Origin of the sequence: Oceanobacillus sp. CF4.6 (genome assembly GCF_051262635.1) — a bacterium.
GTDB lineage: Bacteria > Bacillota > Bacilli > Bacillales > Amphibacillaceae > Oceanobacillus.
This window is the reverse complement of the sequence record NZ_JBIMEX010000012.1, coordinates 1-22,991: the sequence shown is the minus strand read 5'-3', so window position 1 is coordinate 22,991 and position 22,991 is coordinate 1. Positions and strand designations below refer to the sequence as shown.

At 36.0% G+C, this 22,991-nt stretch carries 24 protein-coding genes; 15 read left to right on the top strand and 9 right to left on the bottom strand.

From position 1 onward, the window contains the following. Window positions 1-268 precede the first annotated feature (268 nt). The 4 genes from ACHABU_RS16120 to ACHABU_RS16105 all read left to right on the top strand — a co-directional run bounded on the left by ACHABU_RS16120 (window position 269) and on the right by ACHABU_RS16105 (window position 4,332). The gene (locus ACHABU_RS16120; RefSeq protein ID WP_435765966.1) at window positions 269-703 is read left to right on the top strand and encodes a VOC family protein; all 435 of its coding nucleotides are present in this window, start codon (window positions 269-271) and stop codon (window positions 701-703) included. Between the two features lie 174 nt (window positions 704-877). Continuing rightward, the gene (locus tag ACHABU_RS16115) at window positions 878-2,104 is read left to right on the top strand and encodes a translocation protein TolB (protein WP_435765965.1); all 1,227 of its coding nucleotides are present in this window, start codon (window positions 878-880) and stop codon (window positions 2,102-2,104) included. A gap of 495 nt (window positions 2,105-2,599) precedes the next feature. Beyond that, window positions 2,600-3,013 carry a PAS domain-containing protein gene (locus ACHABU_RS16110; protein WP_435765964.1) on the top strand — a complete coding sequence of 138 codons (414 nt, stop codon included), beginning with the start codon at window positions 2,600-2,602 and terminating at the stop codon, window positions 3,011-3,013. Between the two features lie 170 nt (window positions 3,014-3,183). Next, entirely contained in the window at window positions 3,184-4,332 is a 1,149-nt protein-coding gene (locus ACHABU_RS16105) for an ArgE/DapE family deacylase (RefSeq protein ID WP_435765963.1), read from the top strand. A gap of 193 nt (window positions 4,333-4,525) precedes the next feature. On the opposite strand, the gene ACHABU_RS16100 is transcribed toward ACHABU_RS16105, so the two are convergent. The 4 genes from ACHABU_RS16100 to ACHABU_RS16085 form a co-directional block, all read right to left on the bottom strand. Continuing rightward, entirely contained in the window at window positions 4,526-4,690 is a 165-nt protein-coding gene (locus ACHABU_RS16100; protein ID WP_435765962.1) for a hypothetical protein, read from the bottom strand. A 214-nt stretch (window positions 4,691-4,904) separates the two neighbouring features. Next, a complete protein-coding gene (locus ACHABU_RS16095; protein WP_435765961.1) occupies window positions 4,905-5,465 on the bottom strand; it encodes a TetR/AcrR family transcriptional regulator in 561 nt (186 codons plus the stop codon). Between the two features lie 23 nt (window positions 5,466-5,488). Continuing rightward, window positions 5,489-6,670, bottom strand: a complete 1,182-nt coding sequence (locus ACHABU_RS16090) for an MFS transporter (RefSeq protein ID WP_435765960.1) — start codon at window positions 6,668-6,670, stop codon at window positions 5,489-5,491. Window positions 6,671-7,115: 445 nt separating this feature from the next. After that, window positions 7,116-7,586, bottom strand: coding sequence for a hypothetical protein (locus tag ACHABU_RS16085; protein WP_435765959.1), 471 nt, complete (start codon window positions 7,584-7,586; stop codon window positions 7,116-7,118). A 251-nt stretch (window positions 7,587-7,837) separates the two neighbouring features. Here ACHABU_RS16085 and ACHABU_RS16080 point away from each other — a divergent pair, with 251 nt between their 5' ends. Continuing rightward, window positions 7,838-8,080, top strand: coding sequence for an alpha/beta-type small acid-soluble spore protein (locus tag ACHABU_RS16080; RefSeq protein WP_435765958.1), 243 nt, complete (start codon window positions 7,838-7,840; stop codon window positions 8,078-8,080). 217 nt (window positions 8,081-8,297) lie between these two features. On the opposite strand, the gene ACHABU_RS16075 is transcribed toward ACHABU_RS16080, so the two are convergent. From ACHABU_RS16075 to ACHABU_RS16065, 3 genes are all read right to left on the bottom strand, one after another. Further along, window positions 8,298-8,456 (bottom strand): FbpB family small basic protein, encoded by a 159-nt coding sequence (locus ACHABU_RS16075; protein WP_435765957.1) that lies wholly within the window; start codon window positions 8,454-8,456, stop codon window positions 8,298-8,300. A gap of 483 nt (window positions 8,457-8,939) precedes the next feature. Next, window positions 8,940-9,275 carry a hypothetical protein gene (locus tag ACHABU_RS16070; protein ID WP_435765956.1) on the bottom strand — a complete coding sequence of 112 codons (336 nt, stop codon included), beginning with the start codon at window positions 9,273-9,275 and terminating at the stop codon, window positions 8,940-8,942. 59 nt (window positions 9,276-9,334) lie between these two features. Further along, window positions 9,335-9,685 carry a hypothetical protein gene (locus ACHABU_RS16065; RefSeq protein ID WP_435765955.1) on the bottom strand — a complete coding sequence of 117 codons (351 nt, stop codon included), beginning with the start codon at window positions 9,683-9,685 and terminating at the stop codon, window positions 9,335-9,337. Window positions 9,686-10,098: 413 nt separating this feature from the next. On the opposite strand from ACHABU_RS16065, the gene ACHABU_RS16060 reads away from it, so the two are divergent. The 4 genes from ACHABU_RS16060 (at window position 10,099) to ACHABU_RS16045 (ending at window position 14,699) form a co-directional block, all read left to right on the top strand. After that, window positions 10,099-10,611 (top strand): hypothetical protein, encoded by a 513-nt coding sequence (locus tag ACHABU_RS16060; RefSeq protein WP_435765954.1) that lies wholly within the window; start codon window positions 10,099-10,101, stop codon window positions 10,609-10,611. A 780-nt stretch (window positions 10,612-11,391) separates the two neighbouring features. Further along, window positions 11,392-11,589, top strand: coding sequence for a hypothetical protein (locus ACHABU_RS16055; RefSeq protein ID WP_435765953.1), 198 nt, complete (start codon window positions 11,392-11,394; stop codon window positions 11,587-11,589). Window positions 11,590-12,135: 546 nt separating this feature from the next. After that, window positions 12,136-12,951, top strand: coding sequence for a gluconate 2-dehydrogenase subunit 3 family protein (locus tag ACHABU_RS16050; protein ID WP_435765952.1), 816 nt, complete (start codon window positions 12,136-12,138; stop codon window positions 12,949-12,951). A 35-nt stretch (window positions 12,952-12,986) separates the two neighbouring features. Next, window positions 12,987-14,699, top strand: coding sequence for a GMC family oxidoreductase (locus ACHABU_RS16045; RefSeq protein ID WP_435765951.1), 1,713 nt, complete (start codon window positions 12,987-12,989; stop codon window positions 14,697-14,699). Window positions 14,700-14,882: 183 nt separating this feature from the next. Here ACHABU_RS16045 and uvsE read toward each other — a convergent pair whose 3' ends face one another. Together uvsE and ACHABU_RS16035 are read right to left on the bottom strand one after the other, a co-directional pair. Then, a complete protein-coding gene (gene uvsE, locus ACHABU_RS16040; RefSeq protein WP_435765950.1) occupies window positions 14,883-15,836 on the bottom strand; it encodes a UV DNA damage repair endonuclease UvsE in 954 nt (317 codons plus the stop codon). A gap of 363 nt (window positions 15,837-16,199) precedes the next feature. Further along, window positions 16,200-16,886: a DUF421 domain-containing protein gene (locus tag ACHABU_RS16035; protein WP_435765949.1), complete on the bottom strand. Its 687-nt coding sequence runs from the start codon at window positions 16,884-16,886 to the stop codon at window positions 16,200-16,202. A 396-nt stretch (window positions 16,887-17,282) separates the two neighbouring features. On the opposite strand from ACHABU_RS16035, the gene ACHABU_RS16030 reads away from it, so the two are divergent. From ACHABU_RS16030 to ACHABU_RS16005, 6 genes are all read left to right on the top strand, one after another. Beyond that, window positions 17,283-18,704, top strand: a complete 1,422-nt coding sequence (locus tag ACHABU_RS16030) for an MFS transporter (RefSeq protein WP_435765948.1) — start codon at window positions 17,283-17,285, stop codon at window positions 18,702-18,704. 351 nt (window positions 18,705-19,055) lie between these two features. After that, entirely contained in the window at window positions 19,056-19,799 is a 744-nt protein-coding gene (locus ACHABU_RS16025; RefSeq protein ID WP_435765947.1) for a sulfite exporter TauE/SafE family protein, read from the top strand. Between the two features lie 201 nt (window positions 19,800-20,000). Next, complete coding sequence (locus ACHABU_RS16020) at window positions 20,001-20,243, top strand: hypothetical protein (protein ID WP_435765946.1); 243 nt, start codon at window positions 20,001-20,003, stop codon at window positions 20,241-20,243. Window positions 20,244-20,552: 309 nt separating this feature from the next. Further along, window positions 20,553-21,113 (top strand): GNAT family N-acetyltransferase, encoded by a 561-nt coding sequence (locus ACHABU_RS16015; RefSeq protein WP_435765945.1) that lies wholly within the window; start codon window positions 20,553-20,555, stop codon window positions 21,111-21,113. A gap of 190 nt (window positions 21,114-21,303) precedes the next feature. Then, window positions 21,304-22,197 carry a LysR family transcriptional regulator gene (locus ACHABU_RS16010; RefSeq protein WP_435765944.1) on the top strand — a complete coding sequence of 298 codons (894 nt, stop codon included), beginning with the start codon at window positions 21,304-21,306 and terminating at the stop codon, window positions 22,195-22,197. A 112-nt stretch (window positions 22,198-22,309) separates the two neighbouring features. Further along, the gene (locus ACHABU_RS16005; protein WP_435765943.1) at window positions 22,310-22,948 is read left to right on the top strand and encodes an HD domain-containing protein; all 639 of its coding nucleotides are present in this window, start codon (window positions 22,310-22,312) and stop codon (window positions 22,946-22,948) included. Window positions 22,949-22,991: the final 43 nt, after the last annotated feature.

Sequence of the window (22,991 nt, the reverse complement as noted above, 5' to 3'; positions counted from 1 at the left end):
GACATAATTTATTCAATTTTTTCAAACGGCTTTAATTTCCGGATTGTCGATAGTGCGGTCATTAACTAAAGGGGGAATAATGGTAGGAATGTTATGTTAATAATAAATAAAATGCTGTTGATAGGTGATATTGTAAAGAAATTTTCTTAAAGTAAGAAACCATATAACACCGTGTTATTAATTGAAGTTTGATATACTTTAATTGATAAACAGGGGAAAATGATAAAGTAAAGAATATTTATTAACTTGTAAAAGGAGTGTGTTCAGATTGACTGGAGTAGAAATAGACTTGGTAGTTACTGATAGCTTAAAAGCATTGGAATTATACGAAAAAATATTTGAAACCGAACGGATTGAGGTTTCCAACTTACCACGAGGGGAAAACGAAGCAGTTTTCACTCTATATGGGGTTCAATTTCATATGTTAGATGAAAACCCACAATTCCATTTAATCGCACCAAAACCTGACGACCCTAAAACTAGTTGGGTTAACGTTACTGTCCCAGATATTAAGGAGACCTATAACAAGGCGATGGATTTGGGATGTACAGAGATACAACCAGTGACTGAACTGGCTGACTACGGAGTGTCGAATGCTATTTTCATGGATCCCTTTGGTTATGTATGGATGCTGCATCAAGTATATAAAGAAGTTAGTCATGAAGAACGATTACAGCTTTGGGAGGAAAAAAGGGAGAATTAACAATGGATGTATTATAAGAGTTATACAGAAAAATAGTATCCAAAAATTGCTTCCTTTAGTGTTCCAAATGGCAGAGTAGCTAAAAAAAAGATAAGTGAAAATAATCTATTCTAAGATAGTCTAAGTAGAATTTTCAACCAATATTAGGTCATCCTAAAAGCAGGAGGGATGATCTTGATACTTCGGGTATTATTAATACTTATTTTCATTAGTTTAGATCTAACAACAATGGTTAGTGCAAGTTCCCCATTAAAAGCAGCTTTTATTCGTGACAACCAGTTATGGATTAAAAGCGGTGATACAGAAATCCAACTTACAAAGGACAAATATGTGTATTCTCCAAAATGGTCCTATGACGGTCGATTTATTGCTTATGTTGATGGTGATGAGCAAGGAGAAAAAGCAGACTTATTCATATATGACACAAAGGAAAAAGAAAACTACCAGCCATATGTAAGGGTTGAAACAACGAACTTCAAATGGTCCCCGATTAAAAATCAATTAGCTTATAATTCAAATGGGATACTAAATGTTACAAAAATGAAAAATGGTCGTCCACATGGTTTTGAAAATGTCTTTCTAGGTGTTAGTGATTTTGATTGGTTCCCAAACGGAAAAGAATTTATCGTTTCTTCCCAAGCCAGTTTGCGTCCAACTGGGTGGGGACCAATACCACTTTATAAGGTTCCCGTAGATGCGAATCTTTCTGAAGAGAAAATGAAACCTTTTTATACCATTCAAACAAAAAAACAAGATTTCTTTGCTATTTCCGCAGTTGACTTTAAATGGAGCGTTGACGGAAAGTGGGTTAGCTTTTTAGCCACTCCAACATCTTCTTGGTCAAATGATAGTAATACATTATGCGTTTTGTCATCAGAGGGAAAGGATTTTCAAGTAATTGGGAAAATGCTTTGGTATCAAGACTGGATGAAGTGGGCTCCATCGGCTAACAAACTCGCATATATTTCTGGAGAAGGAAGATTTTTTGTTGAGAACAAAAACACCACAATTGCTGATATACCAACTTCAAAGCAGCAAAAGGAATACACACCTAAAGGTTATGTCGATCTTGATTTGGAATGGTTTTCACCCGAACAAGTCATTGTTGCTCGTGCCACAGAGAACAAGGAATGGGATGAAGGACCTGTCCCAACCATGTTGACAGCACTTTATGTTATCAATATTAAAACAGAAGAGCAAAAACAAATCTCTTTTCCAAAGAAAAATGAATTTGACAGAGAACCTCAAGTTATTGATTCTAAACTTACTTGGTTTCGAAAGGGATTAAATAATACAAAAGGTGATGTATTAGTGAAGGAAGGATTAAGTGGTCGGGAACATATATGGATTAAGAACGTTGATTCGGCTCCAATTTTCTTTACTCAGAATGGTAAGCATTGATAAAAGGGACCGTGGGGACAGGTTCCTTGGACCAATCTTTAATCTACCTTACGATAAATCTGTCCTAGTGGGGCCTTAAGGTACACCACAGTTCCTTGTTCCATTAGTTTTAGGGTTACCTACGGACCAGTGAACCTGTCCCTATGGACCACTTAATCTGAACCAATTCTTAGGCCAGGCTCGAGCCATAAATATAGAATGACAAAGGGAACAAAATGCTACTCATTCTTAGAAATATTAACGAAATTTTTAGTATTCCTAACCATTAGGAATTAGTAATGGCTAAAATAATCATTGTGAAGTAAATCACAATGTGCTATCATTATTTATGAGGTTAAATAATGATCACCTAGAAGTGGGCGATTTTTTTCTCACTAATATTTTAATTATTCTATTCTTCTTATAAAGGAGATTACATAAAGGAGATTTATAAATGTCTGAAGAAAAATTGTCAGAATTAATTAGTCCTGAAGCTGTGCGATTAAAGCAAGCACTTTGGATTCAATCATTAATCTTTTGCCATTTGAAATGGGTTTTTGCGATGCCAACGATATTTTCCGATGGTATTCAAATAATCCAGACCGCGTGCATGGTCGCCGTAAAGAAGCGATTGGTCGCCATGTACTTGAGCTTCACCCAAAAGTGACTCACCACGTTAAAAAATTGTTGAACGATTTCCATTCAGGAGTACGCGACGAATGGGAATTTTGGTTCCCAAAACGCTCTGGTGAACCTGGTCAAATTTACCAAAAATTCATGGCAGTACGTGATGAAAATGGAAAATACCTTGGCTGTATGGATGTGACCGTTAATATCGAGCTTTTCCAAGGAAAAGAAGGAAAAAACACTCCTGAAACTATTGACGAATTTATAGCTGTGAAGCCTGAAGATTCTTTATTACATGGATAGTCGGTGCTGGCAAGTGGCATACAATTTTAAATGCCATTATATACATATACATTTTTTACTTGTCAAATACAGAAAGGCCACATCACTAGTGTATAAAGGAGTATAATATTTTCGGAAGTGGCTAACATATTAATGGACTTTTTCGGTTAAATACACTGGAGGGATTTAGTATGAAACATTTTACAAAAGAAGAAAAGATAACGATTTTATCTGACATTATAGCGATTAAAACTATTAATGAAAACGAAATCGAAGTGGCAAATTACTTGAAAGATTTATTTGCTGCATACGGCATCGAATCTAAAATTGTTCCAGTTACAGACACTCGTGTTAACTTAGTGGCTGAAATTGGAAGCGGGAGCCCAGTCATTGGTGTTTCTGGTCATATGGATGTCGTTTCTCCTGGTGATGAAAGCGAGTGGACAACTGATCCGTTCACATTGACAGAAAGAGACGGAAAATTATACGGACGTGGAACAAATGACATGAAAGCAGGTTTAGTAAACCTTGCTTTAGTGATGATTGAACTCAAAGAAAATAATGAACTAAAAAATGGTACTGTCCGTTTTATGGCAACGACTGGTGAAGAAGTCGGTGGCGCAGGTTCTAAAAAACTATACGAAGAAGGCTATATGGATGATGTAGATTATCTATGGGTAGCTGAACCTTCTCATGACACGATTATTTACTCTCACAAAGGATCACTAAACTTGCGTGTAACGTCTACTGGTGAAGCAGCACACAGTTCTATGCCTGACCAAGGTTATAACGCGATTAATCCATTAATGGAATATCTATTAGAAGTAGACGGAAAATTGAATGGCGATGATCGTAAAAATGAAGTTCTAGATAAATTGGTTATGAGTACAACTATTTTTAATGCAGGGAACCAAGTAAACTCCGTTCCAGAAAAAGCAGTAGCTGAAATAAACGTGCGGACTATTCCAGAATTTGATAACGATGAAGTGATTGACTTATTCAACACAACAGCGAGCATTTACAATAAAGAAGGCTCTGAAATTGATGTTGAAGTGACAATGTCATTACCAAGTGTTTTCACTTCAGGACAGTCTGAAATGGTTGATCTTACTAAACAACTCGGTAAAAAACATTTAGATTTAGAAATTTCTGTTAAAGGTTCGCCAGGGGTGACGGATGCATCAAACTTATTACGAGGTAAAGATGATAACTTCCCATTCATGATGTATGGTCCAGGCGAAACAAAAATGGCACACAAAACAGATGAATATGTCTACAAAGATTACTACTTTGCATTCTTCGATATCTATAAAGAGTTAATTTTAGGATTATCGAAATAAAAAGAAATTTTTAAAACAATAAAGAGGCGACTACCATTTTTGGTTGTTATCTCTTTTTCCTTTTTATGCTACACTTTTTCTTTAACCACCAATCAGATATAACAATAATGAGGGTAAAGACTTTTCAATCGAGACAACCCTTGCTGGAAAAAATGCTATCAAACAACTGTTTCGCACCAGTTAGCTTTACTAATCACTTTTCTTCATAATGTAATATCGCTAAACATATCATTCCAATTGATAAAAATGTGATTGGGCTACTTACTTCAATAGACCCTTGAATAACCAAAACAATTGTAGCTACACCAATTCCTAATGGAACTGCTCTTAGAATAAGTCTAATCCATTTCCTAAACATTCTTGACCCCCTAGACCACTTTGTAAGGAAATTAAAACGTATCATTGACTCTTATAGTAACCTGCCACGTTTACTCAATAATCTTTTAATTAACCTTAACATAATATTCCATATGGTTTTCAAATAAGAAAGGACAATCAATTTTGATGATCGCCCTCTTAAACTCTTGCACCAGATTATTTTGTACATCCTTTCACAATATTGTACTAATATCTTATAAACTGATACCTGTCCAAAAGATATCCCATGTTATTTTTTGTAATTTTTCATACCTTTTACTATCTTCATATACTAATTGAATATCCAGTCCATCTAACAATGCGACAAAAGCCAGAGCACACTCTATCGCATTTATACGGAATGTTTGTTTTGCAAAGCAAGATTCTAATGTACCAGTCAAAATATCTATATATTTATACGGTTTTTGGATAACATCTTCATACATCTCATCCGGTACAAGAAAAGAAATTGTTAGCATCAGTTGTGTATTTGGATTTGTTTGAAACCGTACTTTATGTTCCGTTAGAAAGTGATACAATCGCTGCTTAATCGGTTTCTCTGCATGTTGCAAAAAATAATGCTTAATAAATTGTACTTCTCCTTCTACTGCTTCCTTATACACTTCTTGAAATAACAATCGTTTATTCGGGAAATGGTATGCAAGTGATTGTTTGCGGATGCCTACTTCTTCTGCAATTTGGGAAAGCTTCGTCCCCTCATAACCAAATTTGTTAAAATGAGAGACAGCAATTCTTTTAATTTTTCCTTTACTCAAAAATAAATCCCCTTTCTTCTACATTACGCAGTACGCCTTTTAACATAAAATATAGATAACAATAGGAATAATACATAGGCACCAATAGAAACATAAAATACTGCTGCATATGTATTATACACTTGTGCTACTATCCCGAGTGCCATAGCCCCAATACCAATACCAATGTCGAAAAAATTAAAAAATGATGCAACTGCGTTCTCATGTTCATGTTTTTCAACAGAGCTGATACACCAAGCTTGAATTGCAGGGAAAACCGCACCAAAACCAAGACCATAGAGAAACGCTGCAATCAAAAACTGCACATCATTTTGTACAATCACAAGTAAAACAAGCCCAGCCATCGCAACTAATCCAAACAAAATTAACATAAGACCCGGTCCAAAATGGTCATACATTCTGCCAGAGAACAAACGTACAACAAGTCCTGCTAGCGCTACTACTGTAAAGAACAAAGCTACTTGATCAAGACCTTTTTCAACAGCAAATAATGCTATAAAGGACATAATCCCACCTGCAGCAATTCCTATTAGTGCAATAAGAATCGATTGAAATAGCACACGTTTTTCAATTAATTTAAATTGAATAGCCGGTGTTGGCTTCTTTAAGCCTTTTGAATCAGTTGATTTACGTGATATAAACAATGTAATGAGTAACGTCAACAACATAAACGCCATTCCGCTCATGAAAAGTCCTTTGAAATCCCATATTTCCAAAAACATTACACCAACTAATGGTCCAACGGAAACCATGGTCGTTTCTCCTACACCAAAATATCCGATCCCTTCTCCTAGTCGTTCTTTAGGAATATTTTCAGCAGCAATTGTTGTGAAATATGTCGTCGTAATGCCAAAGCCAAAGCCATGTAGAATACGAATCAGGACTAGTGCCCAGATTTCTGTCGCTAAATAGTATCCACCAGTCGCAAGTGCCCCAATAGCTACGCCTATTATTAATAAATATTTTTTATCCATTTTCATTGCCATGATGCCTGTAAATGGTCGAATTAAAATGGCAGAAATCACAAAGATTCCAGTCACAAGTCCAATCTGTGTTGCCTCGCCTCCGATACTTGAAACATAAAGTGGCAATGTAGGCGCCAGCATTTCAAATGCTAAAAATACGAATGCATTTGCTAGCAAAACAAAAATAAATGAACGATTCCATAATTTTGTTTTTGGTCGTTGATTCGCAATCGTAATCAATGGTATTACCCCACTTCTAAAAATAAAATTAGTCCCATAACAATTATTTTAACTGACTGTAGTCAGATAAATTGTATCTGACTACAGTCAGTTTGTAAACTATTAAAAATAATTATTACAGTTTTTTTAATTTTTCCAATAGGGGATGCCGCCAACAAAATACGAATAGTATTTTAGGATATCTTCTAATAACTAAATGTAGTTATCACAGTATTATTTTTCCAACCATGAGCTGTTCTGGTTAATCATAAATATACATTTGACGAAATTATTTCAGTGATAGAAATTCATACCGAAAAAATATAAATCCATTCTCTATACTATTCGAGAATGGATTTATATTTAGATTTTGCAAATACTTATTAAAGATACGCACCATTTTCTTGAATAATCAGCATAACTTTACTAAGCGGTATAGCAAAATAATACTAAGAAGATACATTTCTCAATCTGCCTTTTGTCTCTGTGTCATCGCTTTTTCCACTATAAACTGAAATCCATATATCCAAAGTGACATGAGCACAGTAATAAAATACCACATTGTCTTCGTCATCTTTTTAAACTTAATTACTCCTAATTTCTCCGATATGTACATGAAGGGGTAAGCGTTCAACAAATTCACTAATAAATTTGTAATTATATATTTAGGAAAATTGCCGTAAGTTAACTTAAATATCCATAATGTTCCAACAAAATATGTTCCTAATATGTATGGATAATCGATAGGCACGCCAAATAGAGGGTTTTTCGTTTTCCACCATCTTTGCTTATTAGAGGTGACGCTTAAAAGGTTTAAAAATAAGCTAATAAAACTTGCTGCAGGCAAAAACCTAAAAAAGGATTTTCTTCTCAAGAAAGGAACAGTAAGCCACGGCAGAATGAGCACAGCTAATTGGTATATCTTCTTTTTATCCATCACATATATCTCTCCCGAAAACGTATTTAAACATATTATTAACTGTTTCTTGGAAGTAATGTACCCGATAAAAAATATATATAGCTAAAACTAATCTTCCCCGTTAGTAAAAAAGACTGTCCTATTGACAATCTCCAGTTACACTAAAGGACCCTTAATTTGTCCATATCTCAGGTGATTCCAGGCACCTTCAAATTCGCTTGCGTAATCTTATACATTCAGGAAAATCTATACATAAGGAGGCGAATGAAATGGAAAAAAATGAGTTCAGCGAGTTTAAAGGACGCGTCATGAAAGCGAAAGGGTACACGATCGACAATGAGAATCCGGATGCGGTTAAATACGAGGTCGCAAAAGAGCAAGGAGTCCCGTTGAAGGAAGGCTACAATGGACATCTAACCTCCGAACAAGTGGGAAAAGTTGGTGGTCCAATAGGAGGAAACATGGTGAAAGAAATGGTAAGGATGGCACAGGAACAAATGAAAAGGAAATAAGCAAACAACCCTGCTGTTTGAAAACACAAACAGACAGGTGAAGCGTACTATTTCAGTGTTCTTCTGAAATAGACGAGTTGTTGAGGTTCGACACCGAAAAGCTAATCAAATAAGTATAAAAAAGCTGATTATCTTTTTATAAGAAAATCAGCTTTTTTATACTTTTAACGTTATTCAAATTAATCATCTAAATCATCTAGTCATCCTGCTTTATTAGTTAACTTTTATATTCAAATTCTTTACGTTGTTTTAAGGCAAGTGCTTCTTGTTTCTTTTCTAAGCGCATCTCTATTTTTGATATACTTTCTTTATCATTTAGAAGCTCTTGTCTATTAACATTAACTAATTGTTCGAAATTTAATGATCTTGGCCGCATATGTGACACTCCTTCTTATGTTCTAACTACATTATATCCTATTTTTCGCGTTATAAATCAAAATTGTTTGAACTTTTTATTAAATATTTGTCACAAAACAGCAAATTTACTGGGAAAACTGAAAATGCCGCGCTAAATATTGATTTTCAATTTTTTTTTGGACCGTGGGGACAGGTTCCTTGGACCAATCTTTAATCTACCTTATGATAAATCTGTCCTAGTGGGGCCTTAAGGTACACCGCAGTTCTTTGTTCCATTAGTTTTAGGGTTGCCTATGGACCAATGGACCTGTCCCTATGGACCACCAACGATTACTCCCACAATCCAACCAAGAGTGAATTTTATTAAACGCAAAATTAACTCCTCCTAATATTTATTCAACTTTTCTGCCAGAAACTAAAAATTAAAAAAACATCGCCACTTATTGTAGTAGAGCACCAATTTGTTTAAGTAGAATATCTCACAAGTTACTATTAAAAAATATTACACTTTTAAGTTCCAAAACCTACGTAAACCAAAAATTAGACAAATGAATGCAATCAATACAATAATTTTTGGAATATATGATAAGAATGCTACAAATTCTCCCAACGTCATACCCATTATTGGTATTTTATTTTCAATCATAAGCATATCAATATACTTTTGTATCAAAGGTGGTGCTATAAATGAATAAACTTCATGAATTATTAAAAGGAGAAAAAAATATACACCATGTTTAAAAGAATGAATTTTACTAATCCAAAGTCCTATTATAAATAATATAAACATTAAAATGGATATCATTATCCCCGCAATTCCGATAACTATACTTACCAATACATCACTCCTCTTTATTCAACAATCCTGCCACCTCAGCACCAGTTATTTAATGAACTTTATTTCTTTAAACTATCCAATAAGGTATATCCAAAAACAACGCCAGCGATTATTTGAATAGTTGGACTTCCAATCATATTTATCTCTGGTATTTTAATCGAGCCTGCTCCTAAAGGAGAATATGGTAAAATCGACATTGATATTATATAAAGAGACGGTAATGCAATTGCAATAAACTTAACCCAATCAAATGTCCATTGTTTATTCTCTTTAATTTCAATTATCAACCTAGGTAATCTCAGAAAGAGTCCAATAACAATAGGAAATATTGTTGCAAATAATACAACAGGCATCAATTCGAAATTTATACTAGCTTCTTCTTCTAATCGAATCTGATATTTAGTTCCCAAGAAAATAATAAATCCAATAACGACTGTCCAACCGAAATAATATAAGAACCTTTTAATGAAGCAACCCCCCTGAATTTAATTACTGTAATGTTTCAATATTTAGTATTTTTCTTATTAACCTGCCAGATAGCTCAGCAGCCTTTTATTTAACATTAACATAATATTCTTAAAACAATTAGAAAAAGAAAAGGTTATCAAATTATGATTGCCTAATTTAACTCCTTCAGATAGACAAGGCTATCTAAATTAAATAGAAAATACAATTAAACTATTTTTATTTCCAAATTATATTGAAAAAATAGTCGATAAATGTAAAACGATTAATAAAGGAATTTCGTCCACTTTGTAGAACTGATTAATATTAAGGTCATTGTCTCGAAACAATAGCCGAATATACAAGGAAGGTGAATGATATGCTCAAGAAAAATTTTCTTGCAAAAAAATTTTTAAAATGGATACCAAATAATGAGCAAAGCGTGTATGAAAAAAACCTTACTGTCGTTATGAAATGTTTAAAGGTACAAAATTATAATTTCAATTGGGATCGCACTAGCTGCTTTGTTGAGTTTCATTACAATGAGAATTTTTACAGACTTGAACACTCTGTTGAAAAAGCTAAGAAAAAAGGAATTGTTTTACACAATGGACTGGATTGTTTGATGGAGTTGACTCAATCATTGGAAGATCTATGCGGTATTATTGATAGAGGAATGAATGACTTCGAAACATGGATATCCGGCATGAAACAATCACCTTCAGAAACAAAGATGCCTGGATTCCAAGAAGAATTTGAAATAAGATATAAGACACTGAGAGGACAAAATAGTGAAGAATATAACACAGATGAACTGAAGGAACTTATCCCTTTTGGCACTGAATCATCACTTAAAGAATTTAAACAAAATAGAATAACCAACGATCACTAGGTAATAAAGCTACATTTTGAAGATAGTTTAATGCGAACTTTTACCAAAACTGTAAACAGAAATGGAGATTAGTAAGCAAGATATAGGAATATAAACGTCAACATTATTTTATGTTTGTATTTCTATATCCTTGCAATTTTATTGCCATAACAACATTGCAACCTCCATTTATTCTCGATACATTACGAGGAAGCGGTGCGGTAGCGCTACAAGTTAAAAGGGAGGAAACAAATACGAGATTATCAGCTTTATGTGAGCGTATGGGAATGCGATGGTGAAAGCACATGATGCGGATAATAATGATATAAAATTCAACTTTTATGATTCAAACTCTGGTTTGAATTTAGCCACTTTTCTACTCTTTCTTACTATGTTAATTGCACAGTTTATCGTAATCCTCATCAACCACGTTTTTTCCTTAAATATTTTCTCCCTTTTATACATAAAAATAAAAAATCGCCTAACATAGACGATTTAATAAATATTCAGATTCCCTTGTGAAATCAAGCAAAAACTAATCAATTTTCAATATTTATGTATGCTAATTTGCAGACGAATTTGTAGTTTTTACATGTTTGCGATGAGTAACGGATTCGTTATCAATCAATATACACGGTCTTTCTTTTGATAACGTGGCAGAAGAATTGAAAGAAGAAAAAATTTACAAAAGCTGCTCCTTCATTCCACCTCGTAAATTTGTAACTATTGGACAAAATAGATTACAGGATAGTGCTACTAAACAAATAGTACTTCCCTATAAAAAACAAGGGAGTGAAATAGATGGCTGATAACAATAAACGCAAACGTGACGATAATGATGCTGGCAAAAGAGTAGGAAGTGGTGTAGGTGTTGTTCCTGGAGATAACATAGCTACTGCTCTTGATCCATTTGGTGCTGCTGTAGGTGCTGTTGGTGACGAGCTGGACAACAAGACAGAGAGAGATGACGACAATCATGTCTCCAAAAAAAGAGATTAGAATGAAATAAAGTCATCCCTTAAAGGTTATGGCATGCAAAGGACTTCCTAAATGGGAGTCCTTTTATTTACAGTAAAATACGAATTTACAATGTGTTTTAATCAAACTTTATTAAATCAGACTGGTTTAAAATTCTATTGACCGTAGTATAACAACAATTCCGAGTGGTAATACTTATGTTGACGGAATGGATGGATGGAATATGGAAACTGTGTTACTGACCGTAAACAAATTTCATAGGATGGCATGCTCATGATTAGCATACCGATGAGTAAACAGGAAAATAAAGTCCTCAGGCTAACCTGAATTTATATCTCATGGATTTGTTGATCCGAATTTCTTTGAACCCCGAAAAGGAATGAATCGAATTACAATGGAAACAATCAACGATCTCCACGAAGCAAATAGATACTCATGGGATGCCATGAAAAAACATGTAAAAAGGGCAATAGGACTATATTGGTTCGTTTATTAATCAAATATTATCTTCTGATATAGTGAATTAGTTTTAGAACTATATCATTATAGTTATTGGAGGCTTTTTTTATGTCAAAAGATGAAAAAAAACTTGATGCAAAGGGTTCCTCAAGACGTAAATTTTTGAAAAGTTCTGGGATGGCTGTAGGGGGAATTGCAGTTGGTGGAGCAATAGGCGGTTTACTTAGTATGAATGATAAAGGTGAACAACCAACTCCTGATACAGCGACAGAAGATACACAACCTGCACAGCAGCATGATCAGGCTTTAGAATATTTTACGAATGGAGCGGATTTCGATTTGCTGGGGCACGCAACAGAGCGAATTTTTCCAGAAGATGAAAATGGACCAGGTGCGATTGGTTTAGGAGTTCCTTACTATATTGATCACCAATTAGCAGGTAAATGGGGAATCAACGCGAAGGATTATAGGCAGGGGCCTTTCTTTGATGGGAAGACGGACCTAGGGGGAGAGGTGAGACTAGGGCGGGAGCAGGAGCAGCCGAACCTAGGCTATCAATCTCAATTAAAATACCATCAGATTTATGACTTAGGCATTGAAGCAATCGAGAATCATAGTCAAGCGACCTTTAATGAAGGGTTTACAGCATTAGATGGTGAACAACAAGACGAGGTCTTAGTAGCCCTTGAAAATGATGAAGTGGACATACCTGGCATTAAATCAAGCTTCTTCTTTAATATTTTACGTCAGTCGACATTAGAGGGGGCCTATGCCGATCCGCTTTATGGTGGGAATAAAGATATGCAAGGTTGGAAGATGAAAGAGTATCCAGGTGTTCAATTGAGTTATACACCGGAACAAGTGGAATCTAAAGAATTCATTGAAATTAACCCATCGAGTCTTCATACCACGTTTAATACTTGAGAAAATACTAACAGCAGGAAAAGGGGTAATTGAATATGGTTACGAAACTGCCTAAAACAGACGTTGTAACGTTAGGGGTAGGCTGGACAGGCGGCATTATAGCTGCTGAAGCCAGTAAAGCAGGACTGAAAGTTGTCGGATTAGAACGTGGACCAAATCGTGTGACGGCAAACTTTGCGATGAAGCATGATGAGCTTCGTTATGCATTACGTGGTGAATTGATGCAAGATTTATCAAGAGAAACGTTAACATTTAGACATAATAATGGTCAACGTGCATTACCAATGCGTCAATATGGATCCTTCTTGTTAGGAACTGGTGTTGGAGGAGCAGGTACACATTGGAATGGGATGACGGACCGTTATTTACCATATGACTTTGAAATTAAATCAAAAACAATTGAAAGATATGGTGAGGGTAAGATTGCGGATGGGCTACTCATCCAAGATTGGGGAATCACGTACGATGAAATGGAGCCATATTATACAAAGTTTGATAAAATGGCTGGTATTTCTGCTGACGAAACGCCTCTTCGCGGAGAACGTTCAGAAACCTTCCCAAATCCGGCATTGCTACATGGTCCAGAGCTTGATTTATTTAAAGAAGCAACGAAAAAAATGGGAATGGATCCCTTTACCATGCCAGCTGCTAACAACTCACAACCCTATACAAATCCGGACGGTCAGAATATAGCTACTTGTCAAATGAAGGGATTCTGTGAACGATTCGGTTGTGAATACGGTGCAAAAGCAAGTCCAAACGTTACCGTTGTCCCAACAGCACTAAAGACTGGAAATTTTGACCTTCGTACACATTCCGAAGTTATCGAAGTGTTACATAAAGGTGGAAAGGCAACAGGAGTTATTTATGTCAATACACGTACAGGTGAAAGATTTGAACAACCAGCTGAAATCGTTGCCATAACAAGCTATACTTTTAATAATAGTCGCTTGTTACTTAATTCAAAACTTGGTACCGCCTATAACCCTGATACTGGAAGAGGTACAATTGGCAAGAATTACTGTTACCAAGTAATTGTCGGGACAGATGGATTTTTCGATGATCGAAAGTTCAATACGGCAATTGGGTCAGGTGGACTCGGTGCAACAGTAGATAACTTTAATGGCGATAACTTTGACCATACTGATTTTGATTTTATACATGGTGGAGCATTAATCATAAACCAACCTGGAAAAAGACCAATTGAGAACAACCAAGTTCCTCCTGGTACACCAAAATGGGGTAAAGAATTTAAAAAGCAATCAATAAAGTACTATAACCGCTCATTGAACGTTCATGCGTATGGTGCAGTTATGCCTCATGTGAATAACTATTTAGATTTAGATCCGACATATAAAGATGTACACGGCAATCCACTTATTCGCATGACGTTTAATTTTTCAGAAACTGACCGTAAACGTGGTCACTTCCTGAACGACCAAACAAAGAAAATTATGCAAGAAATGGGAGCAACACATGTCTCTGAGAATACATCCGTTGAGCATTATGACATTACAACATATCAAGCAACACATAATTCAGGTGGTGTTATCATGGGAGCAGACCCAGAAACGTCTGCTGTCAATAATTACCTGCAAATGTGGGAAGCGGATAATGTTTTCGTTGTTGGTGGATCAGCATACCCTCACCAAAGTGGTTACAATGCGACGCATACTTTAGCAGCGCTTGCCTACCGAGCTTCAGAAGGAATCATCAAATTTAGCAAAGACGGCGCAAAGCTCGCTTAATTGTTAAGAAAGGAAGCATGGGGACGGTTCTCATGCTTCCTCCACTCGGTTGAGAGCGCCGATTAAACGGGCGAAGCAAATAATCAGGTACCTTACCACTTTAAATCGTAAAGTCCTTTACAATGATTTTCAAATGGGACAATGAACTTGATCCTCTGTCCTCTACGATGTTGTACCACATCGTTACCATTGCACCGATGAACCTGAGGTACGTTTGACTCCCCGAATGGCAGCTGTTTCTTCTACAAGTCTCTGCATTGCAAGGTTCTTCTGTTTTGCTTCAATCATGATGTCAAAGTCCTGATCCAGTTCCTTTGCCATCTTTAAGAAGGGGAGGACAAAGTCTAAGGAGACAAAATCAGAATGGGAACGATAAGCTTGTTCCGATTTTGGTGAAGAAAGGTGAACTTTCGGTACCATGTTAAAATTCTTCCAAGTCATAAATATACGGTCTAAGTATTGAGGGAGATCATTCTCCACGTTATTCGCCATATGGTGATGATAATCGAGTATCATTGGAATGTTTTCTTTTTCGCATGTAAGGAGTGTTTCCCGAACATCATACGTTTTATCATCATTTTCTAAGGTCATCTGCTTCTTAATTTCCTTTGGTAATTTCTTGAGGTTTTCATGGAAACGATCTAATGTTTTCTTTTTATCGCCATAGGCCCCGCCAATATGAATATTAATTAATCCTGCATCGAGAGCATCCATCGCTTCGAGCATCTTATAATGATATTCCATATCTTTTACTGCATTCATTGTTACTTCATCTCTTTGGCTTGTGAAAAGTGTAAATTGATTTGGGTGAAAGCTTACTCTGAGATTGAATTGCCGGACTAGATTTCCAATTTCCTTCCATTCGCTTTTGAATGGAGTTATGAAATCCCACATAACTTCCGGATGGGTTGCTAAAGGGACAAGGGAGCTTGAAAAACGATATAATTCTATTTCATGTGCAATATTATAATGCAAAATTCGCTTTGTATGATGTAAATTTTGTGCTGTTATAGACTTCAATTTTTCCATTCGCTCGTTTTTAGAAAGCGCAGAATAGCGTGTAAAAGTTAACGTCTTTGAAGGACTGGCATCCCATAATCCTAATGCATTTGCTACATAGCCGAATCGAATCTTCATCTAGTTTCCCCCCTTTATTTCACCACGATTATTGGACCGTGGGTGGACCGTGGGGACAGGTTCCTTGGACCAATCAATCTTTCGCCCCCTTATTTTAGACTTAAAACGTCCCAAATCTCTTTCAATATAGTATATAAAATAACTTAATATGGTCCGAGGGTAATTTGTCTTAATTAATTTATTGGTTAATCTACGTTACGATAAACCTGTCCCAGTGGTGCCTTAAGTAACACCACGGTTCCTTGTTCCATTAGTTTTAAGTGTTACCTACGGACCAGTGAACCTGTCCCCATGGACCCCCATGGACCCCCATGGACCCATTTTTTACATCTCACCTATTTTTTTATCTTAGTAGGTATTGTATTATGTATGGTAAGGTATGATATAAATGCCATCATTATTTATCCAGTCTGCATAAAGTACTTCTTCGCTACTATTTACTCCATTTGTTGCGAGTTGAGAGCTTAGCCATGTTTCATTAAAACCCAACGCCTTTATGTTATCTTCTAAAATTTCTCCATCTATAATTAATGTTGAACTAAGATAAGTAGGCTGTTCAGGCAATTGCAAATCTTTGTTTGTAACCTTTTGATACTTAGACTTCTTCAGTACGCTTATAGAACCATTTGATTCTAAGATGGCAAAGGCAACTTCGCGGACAGAAAAAATTTCACTTTGTCTAAGTAAGCTTAATAATTGATTAATATTCATTCGGTTCTTTTTCAACTGATTTCTGTCAATCCTACCATCACGAATAATAATAGAAGGATTTCCTTCTAGAAAAGCACGGAATCCTTTATATTTAAGCAGTATTTTTTCCATCAGGATCATTAAGATTCCCCAAAGAAGTACAGTATAGATAATATATAAGAGACTAACCCTTTCTTCGTATATACCATTACCTAAAAATTCAGATAAAACAATTGCTGAGATGAAATCAAAAGGTGTCAATTGGTTTATTGTTGTTTTTCCTAATATCTTCGTAATAAAAAAGAGTAAAAAAAAGCCGAAGATTACTTTTAAAGATATATCCATCAAACTTAGTTCCATATGATAACCTCCACTTTAACAAATAAAATATTAAGCACAGTTTTTTTACTAGCTTTGTCTAACTTCTACGTTTTTAATCAAATAGTTAGCTCTGGAAGGTGCCTGACACCAAGTGTAGTAAAGTATTAACGCATTAGAGGAGTGGGGGAATGATTTAATATCCTGGAGGTGTCCTCTTTTTTATTGCTTCTCTAAATAGACAACGTACGTTGAGATATGAAAAATATATAAATATATGAAAAGGTCGAATTATAAATGCATCTACTTAGGCCTCGTATTAAGATTCACTCCACCTAATATTTTATACTCTATTATGACGGAATATTTCATCTAATAGGGCTTTATGAAAAGCTGCAATACCCGCTAATACAATGGAAAATAGGAGGCAATGAAATAATGGATCAGGCTCAGAAAGAAATAGAAGCGGAATACGGAAATAATACTTTAGGGTCAGTAAAGCCTTTTGGTATAAGGGATAAATTAGGTTACATGTTTGGAGATTTTGGAAGCAGTTTATTTTTTATGTTGGTAACTACCTACTTAATGATATATTACACGGATATCTTACATGTTAGCGCAGCAATGGTTGGTAGTTTATTTTTGGTTGTAAATATTTGGAATGCCTGTGTTGATGTACTATGGGGACGTTTTCTAGACTCAAGGAGAAATAGAAACAAAAGCAAATTCATCTCATGGATATTCCGTATGTCATTTCCGCTTGTCATTGCAGGTGTCCTCATGTTTGTGAAAATTCCTGGAATGCCGGATGGATTCTATGTTGGATGGTCAGTTGTCATGTATATTCTATGGGGCACTTTATATTCTACCGTGAATATTCCTTATGGTTCCATGGCATCCGTTATTACGAATAATCCAGTAGAGCGTACGTCACTATCCACTTGGAGAACGATGGGTTCGTCGATAGCCATGTTAATTATTAGTGTTGGCGGACCACTCATTTTATTTGAAAATAATATAGCAAGTGCGGACCGCTTTTTGTTGACAGCAGTTCTATTTGGATTCTTGTCTCTAGCATTGCTTCAAACTTGTGTCAGGTTATCAACGGAGCGAATTACGGTACCTAAGATGGAAAAGAAAACAGGTGATTTAAAACGAACGGCCGGCGCGCTTATGAAAAACAAATCGCTCCTGTGGTTGTTACTTGTCTCACTCATTTCGATGACGACGATGATGATGATTGGCGTTGTAAATATTTATTTGTTTAAAAATTACTTTGGTACAACAATTGCATTAAGTGTTGTTGGATTTATTCAGACTGCTACCGTATTTATTGCGATGCCAATTATTACCCCTGCAGTTATGAGGTTTGGAAAAAAAGAGATCGGTTCGGCGGGACTACTTATCGCATCTGTTGCCTATTTACTATTATATATTTTACCGGATGTCTCCGTAACCTTGTTCGTCATGTTAACAGCAGTAGGTATGTTTGGAATGAGCTTATTCAACATCATCACTTGGGCATTTGTCACAGATGTTGCGGATTATCATGAGTATATTACTGGAATGAGGGAAGACGGGACCGTTTATTCGATCTATTCCTTTTCGCGAAAAATCGGTCAAGCACTTGCCGGTGGACTTGCTGGGTTTGCAATAACGGCAGTGGGGTACGATGCAGCGAAGGGAACACAGTCGCGTGATGTACTTGATGGCATTTATTCACTTGCCACCTTGGTACCAGGGGTATTGTTTTTAGGAGGATTTTTAGTCCTGGCAATTTTTTATCCGCTAAATAAAAGACGTACGAACCAACTTGCAGCTAATCTTATCCAAAATAGAAAAGAAAAATCTAGCTTTTAAGCAAGTGGACCGTGGGGACAGGTTCCTTGGACCAATCAATCTTTCGCCCCTTATTTTGACTTAAGACATCCCAAATCCCTTTCAATATTGTATATAAAATAACTTAATATGGTCCGTGGGTAATTTGTCCCGATTAATTTATTGTTTAATCTACGTTACGATAAATCTGTCCCAGTGGTGCCTTAAGGAACACCACGGTTCCTTGTTCCATTAGTTTTAAGTGTTACCTCCGGACCAGTGAACCTGTCCCCATGGACCACCCATGGACCACCCATGGACCAAAATGAGAAACCAAAACATCCTCAAATGTGATAAGCTAATTTTAAAACGATTCAGAATGGGAGTATACATATGTTTGAACTAACAATCATGGAATGGCTTATTGTCATCCTTTGTGCTATTTTCATAGGTTTTTCAAAATCGGGATTGCCAAATATGATTATTCTCGTTGTTACCGTGTTAACGTTCATTTTTCCAGCAAAAGAATCAGTTGGTATTCTGCTTCCTATGTTATTGGTAGGGGACATATTTGCAGTGACATATTATCGTAGAAATGTCATTTGGAAACATCTCATCAAACTAATTCCTTGGGTATTGATTGGAATTCTATCAGGCTATTTTGTGCTTTCACAGGCGAGCAGTGATCAGTTGAAACCCCTCATTGGCATCATTGTGCTGACAATGATTGTGCTTCAGCTAACACGGCAGAAATTCGGGGAAAGGTTCAATCAACTTTTGCCAACATCTCTCTGGTTTGTAGCATTAATGGGGATTCTAGGCGGATTCACGACCATCGTAGGAAATGCTGCTGGTGCCGTGATGACCATTTATCTATTAGTGAAAGGTCTATCAAAGGAAGATTTTGTCGGTACTGCTGCATGGTTCTTCCTGTTCGTAAATGTGATCAAGTTTCCGTTTTACGTGCAATTAGGGTTGATTAATCAAGCTTCATTGACTTTTAACCTCTGGATGCTTCCGGCAATTATTGCTGGTGTATTTATTGGTATTAAAATCCTACCGCTTATACCAAGGAAGGTATTTCAAAGGCTTGTTCTGGGACTTGCGGCGTTAGGTGGGATAAATTTGTTGTTTTAGTGGACCGTGGGGACAGGTTCCTTGGACCAATCGGGCCTTAAGGTACACCACAGTTCCTTGTTCCATTATTTTTAGGGTTACCACCGGACCAGTAAACCTGTCTGTCCCCATGGACCACCCATGGACCACCTTAACTTTTTGGATAAATCCATTTGTCATGTGAGATTCTAAAAGTATGTAGGAAGTGAAGGAGCTGGAATGATGGATTTTTGTCCTTTATGTAATGGGTTTGAAACGGTAACAATTACATGTCCGAAATGTCAGACAGACTTGACAGATAAAGGGAAAATTACCGATTATTTTGATGACTATAGTGCCTATATGGATATCGATATGATGAAGCTTTTTGATGGAGATCCGAACTCACTTGAAGCGCATCAATGCTTGCATTACTTTTATTGCGAAACATGTGAGCATGAGGAGACAAGGGGGATAAAAGATTGATACTTGGCGATGTGAGATAGTGGCCCGTGGGGACAGGTTCCTTGGACCAATCAATCTTTCGCCGCCTTATTTTAGACTTAAAACATCACAAATCCCTTTCAATAATATAAAACAACTTAATATGGTCCGTGGGTAATTTGTCTCAATTAATGTATTGTTTAATCTAAGTTACGATAAACCTGTCCCAGTGGGGCTTAAAGTACACCGCAGTTCCTTGCTCCATTAGTTTGATTACCTACGGACCAGTGAACCTGTCCCCATGGACCACCCATGGACCACATGAATAAAAGAAACGAGGAGAATTTTAATATGATTCAATTAGAATTTTTCGAAACATCGGATTTTCAGCAACTTATTAATTGGATAGAAACCCCAGAGCTTTTACTGCAGTGGGGAGGACCTGCATTTGACTTTCCTTTAACTGTAAACCAGTTAGAAAAATATATTGAGAATGCCAATTGTGATAACTCAGATACATTGGTTTATAAAGTAATAGATAAAGAAACTGAAGCTGTTATTGGTCACATTTCTTTAGGGAAAATTGATCGAAAAAACAGATCTGCACGGATAGGTAAAGTATTAGTTGGTAATGAAAACGTAAGAGGTAAAGGAATAGGGGAGCAAATGATAAAGGAAATCCTTCAAATTGCTTTTGATGATCTTTGTTTACATCGAATAAGTCTAGGAGTTTATGACTTTAATGTTCCTGCTATATCCTGTTATGAAAAAGTTGGATTTGTAAAAGAGGGATTGCTTAGAGACGCTGCAAAAAATGGGGATGAATATTGGAGTTCGTATGAAATGAGTATATTAGAAAAGGAATGGATGGAAAGAGATGGCCAATGGTGGGTCAGTCCGCCACCACGTTAAAGCGATAGCGTAGTGGGAGGCAGATACCATTTTATGTGTTCAACAATCGGGCCAATTAGTGGTTTAATTTCTTCAATTAAAGTAACTTCATGTATAGAAGTTCTTATTAAAAAAATATGTAAATAAAGATTGATTCTGCATTTGAAAGGAGTGAAATAGTATCGAATTACGACATTTAGAATATTTTTTAATGGTTAGTAAAGAACTCCATTTTACTAAAGCAGCTGAAAAATTAGGAATATCACAACCTACTTTAAGTCATCAAATTAAGATGCTCGAACAAGAGGTAGGTTATCCACTTTTTAACCGTGTTGGTAAGAAAATTGAGCTTACTAAGGTAGGGGAAATTGTACAACAAGAAACTTTGAATGTTCAAGGTTCCCTACAAAGTATGTCCTCTCAAATAGAAGCATTCACGAAAGTAGAAATCGGGGAATTGAAAATTGCTGTATTACCAGGGGAAATAACGGACTTGGTATCTACTTTGTGTATTAAATTTAACCAGTTATATCCGAGCATTAATGTGTTCATTCAAACTACGGATCAGGTGGAAAAGTCCGTTCTTGAGAATCAAGCTGATTTTGGTATTAGTTTCCAACTTAATCCATGTGATAGGTTGCAATTCACGAAGTTGTATGATGAAGAATTTTATCTGATTAGTAATGAAAATAATGGAGAGGATAAGGTTTCATTTTCCTCTGTTTTAGATGGTCCTCTGATTTTATTTCCTAGTATGCATCAATGTAGAAAGATACTTGATATAACGAGTGATGAGGTTGGCAAGCAAATAGAACCTATTGTGGAAACGTCTAGTGTTCAATCTATTTTGAATCTAGTCCGAAGTGGTGTAGGTCGTAGTGTTGTTTCACGTACATTATATGAATTTTATGATACAGAAGATTTATTTTTCCAACATATTGAAAAACCGCTTTTGACAAGGACAGCTTATCTCGTGATGAAAAAGAATTGTTTTATTAATTATGCAGCACGTAAATATATTCAGTTATTAATACGCGAAATCGAAAAGCTACATTTTCACACTGAGAAAGATGCGATTACTTCTTTGCAACGTTCTATATTATAGTTTTTATCTATCATTATCATAGAAATGATTAAATAGACAAATGATGAAGGCCTCTTTACAATGGAGACAACTCATTGAAATGAGAAATTTTATTGTAAAGGGGTTTTTATTCATGCAACAATCAATAGCAGGTATCAAAATTCCGGATTCTCAACTGGCGAAGGATGCAGCCGATATCTTACGTGAGTACGGGAATGATCTGTTGTGGAATCATTCCAATCGTGTATTTTTATTTGGTGCAGTTAACGGACAAAAAGCGAAGCAGAGTTATGATTTAGAATTGCTATATGTCAGTGCTTTATTCCACGATTTAGGCTTAACAAAAAAGTACAGTAGTCCTGATTTACGGTTTGAAGTAGACGGTGCAAATACAGCAAGAAGTTTCCTGCAGCAATACCAAATTCCAGATGAATCGATTCGTCTTGTATGGGACGCTATTGCATTGCATACAACGCCAGGAGTTGCAGAACATAAAGAGTCTGAAGTGGCGCTCTTATTTCATGGTGTTGGATTAGATGTGATGGGAGATGGATTTGAACAATTCCCTGACGACTTGCGTGAAGAAATTATAAAAGCCTATCCACGAAACAATTTCAAAAAGGATATTATTCCAGCGTTTTATGACGGCTTTAAGCATAAGCCAGAAACGACCTTTGGCAATATGAAAGAAGATGTTATTCAACATTTTCAACCGGAATATAGAAATAAGAACTTCTGTCAATGTATTTTACATTCACCATGGTCGGAATGATTGATTCGAAAAAGATTAACCAATGCCCAGCCTAAGGGTCAGT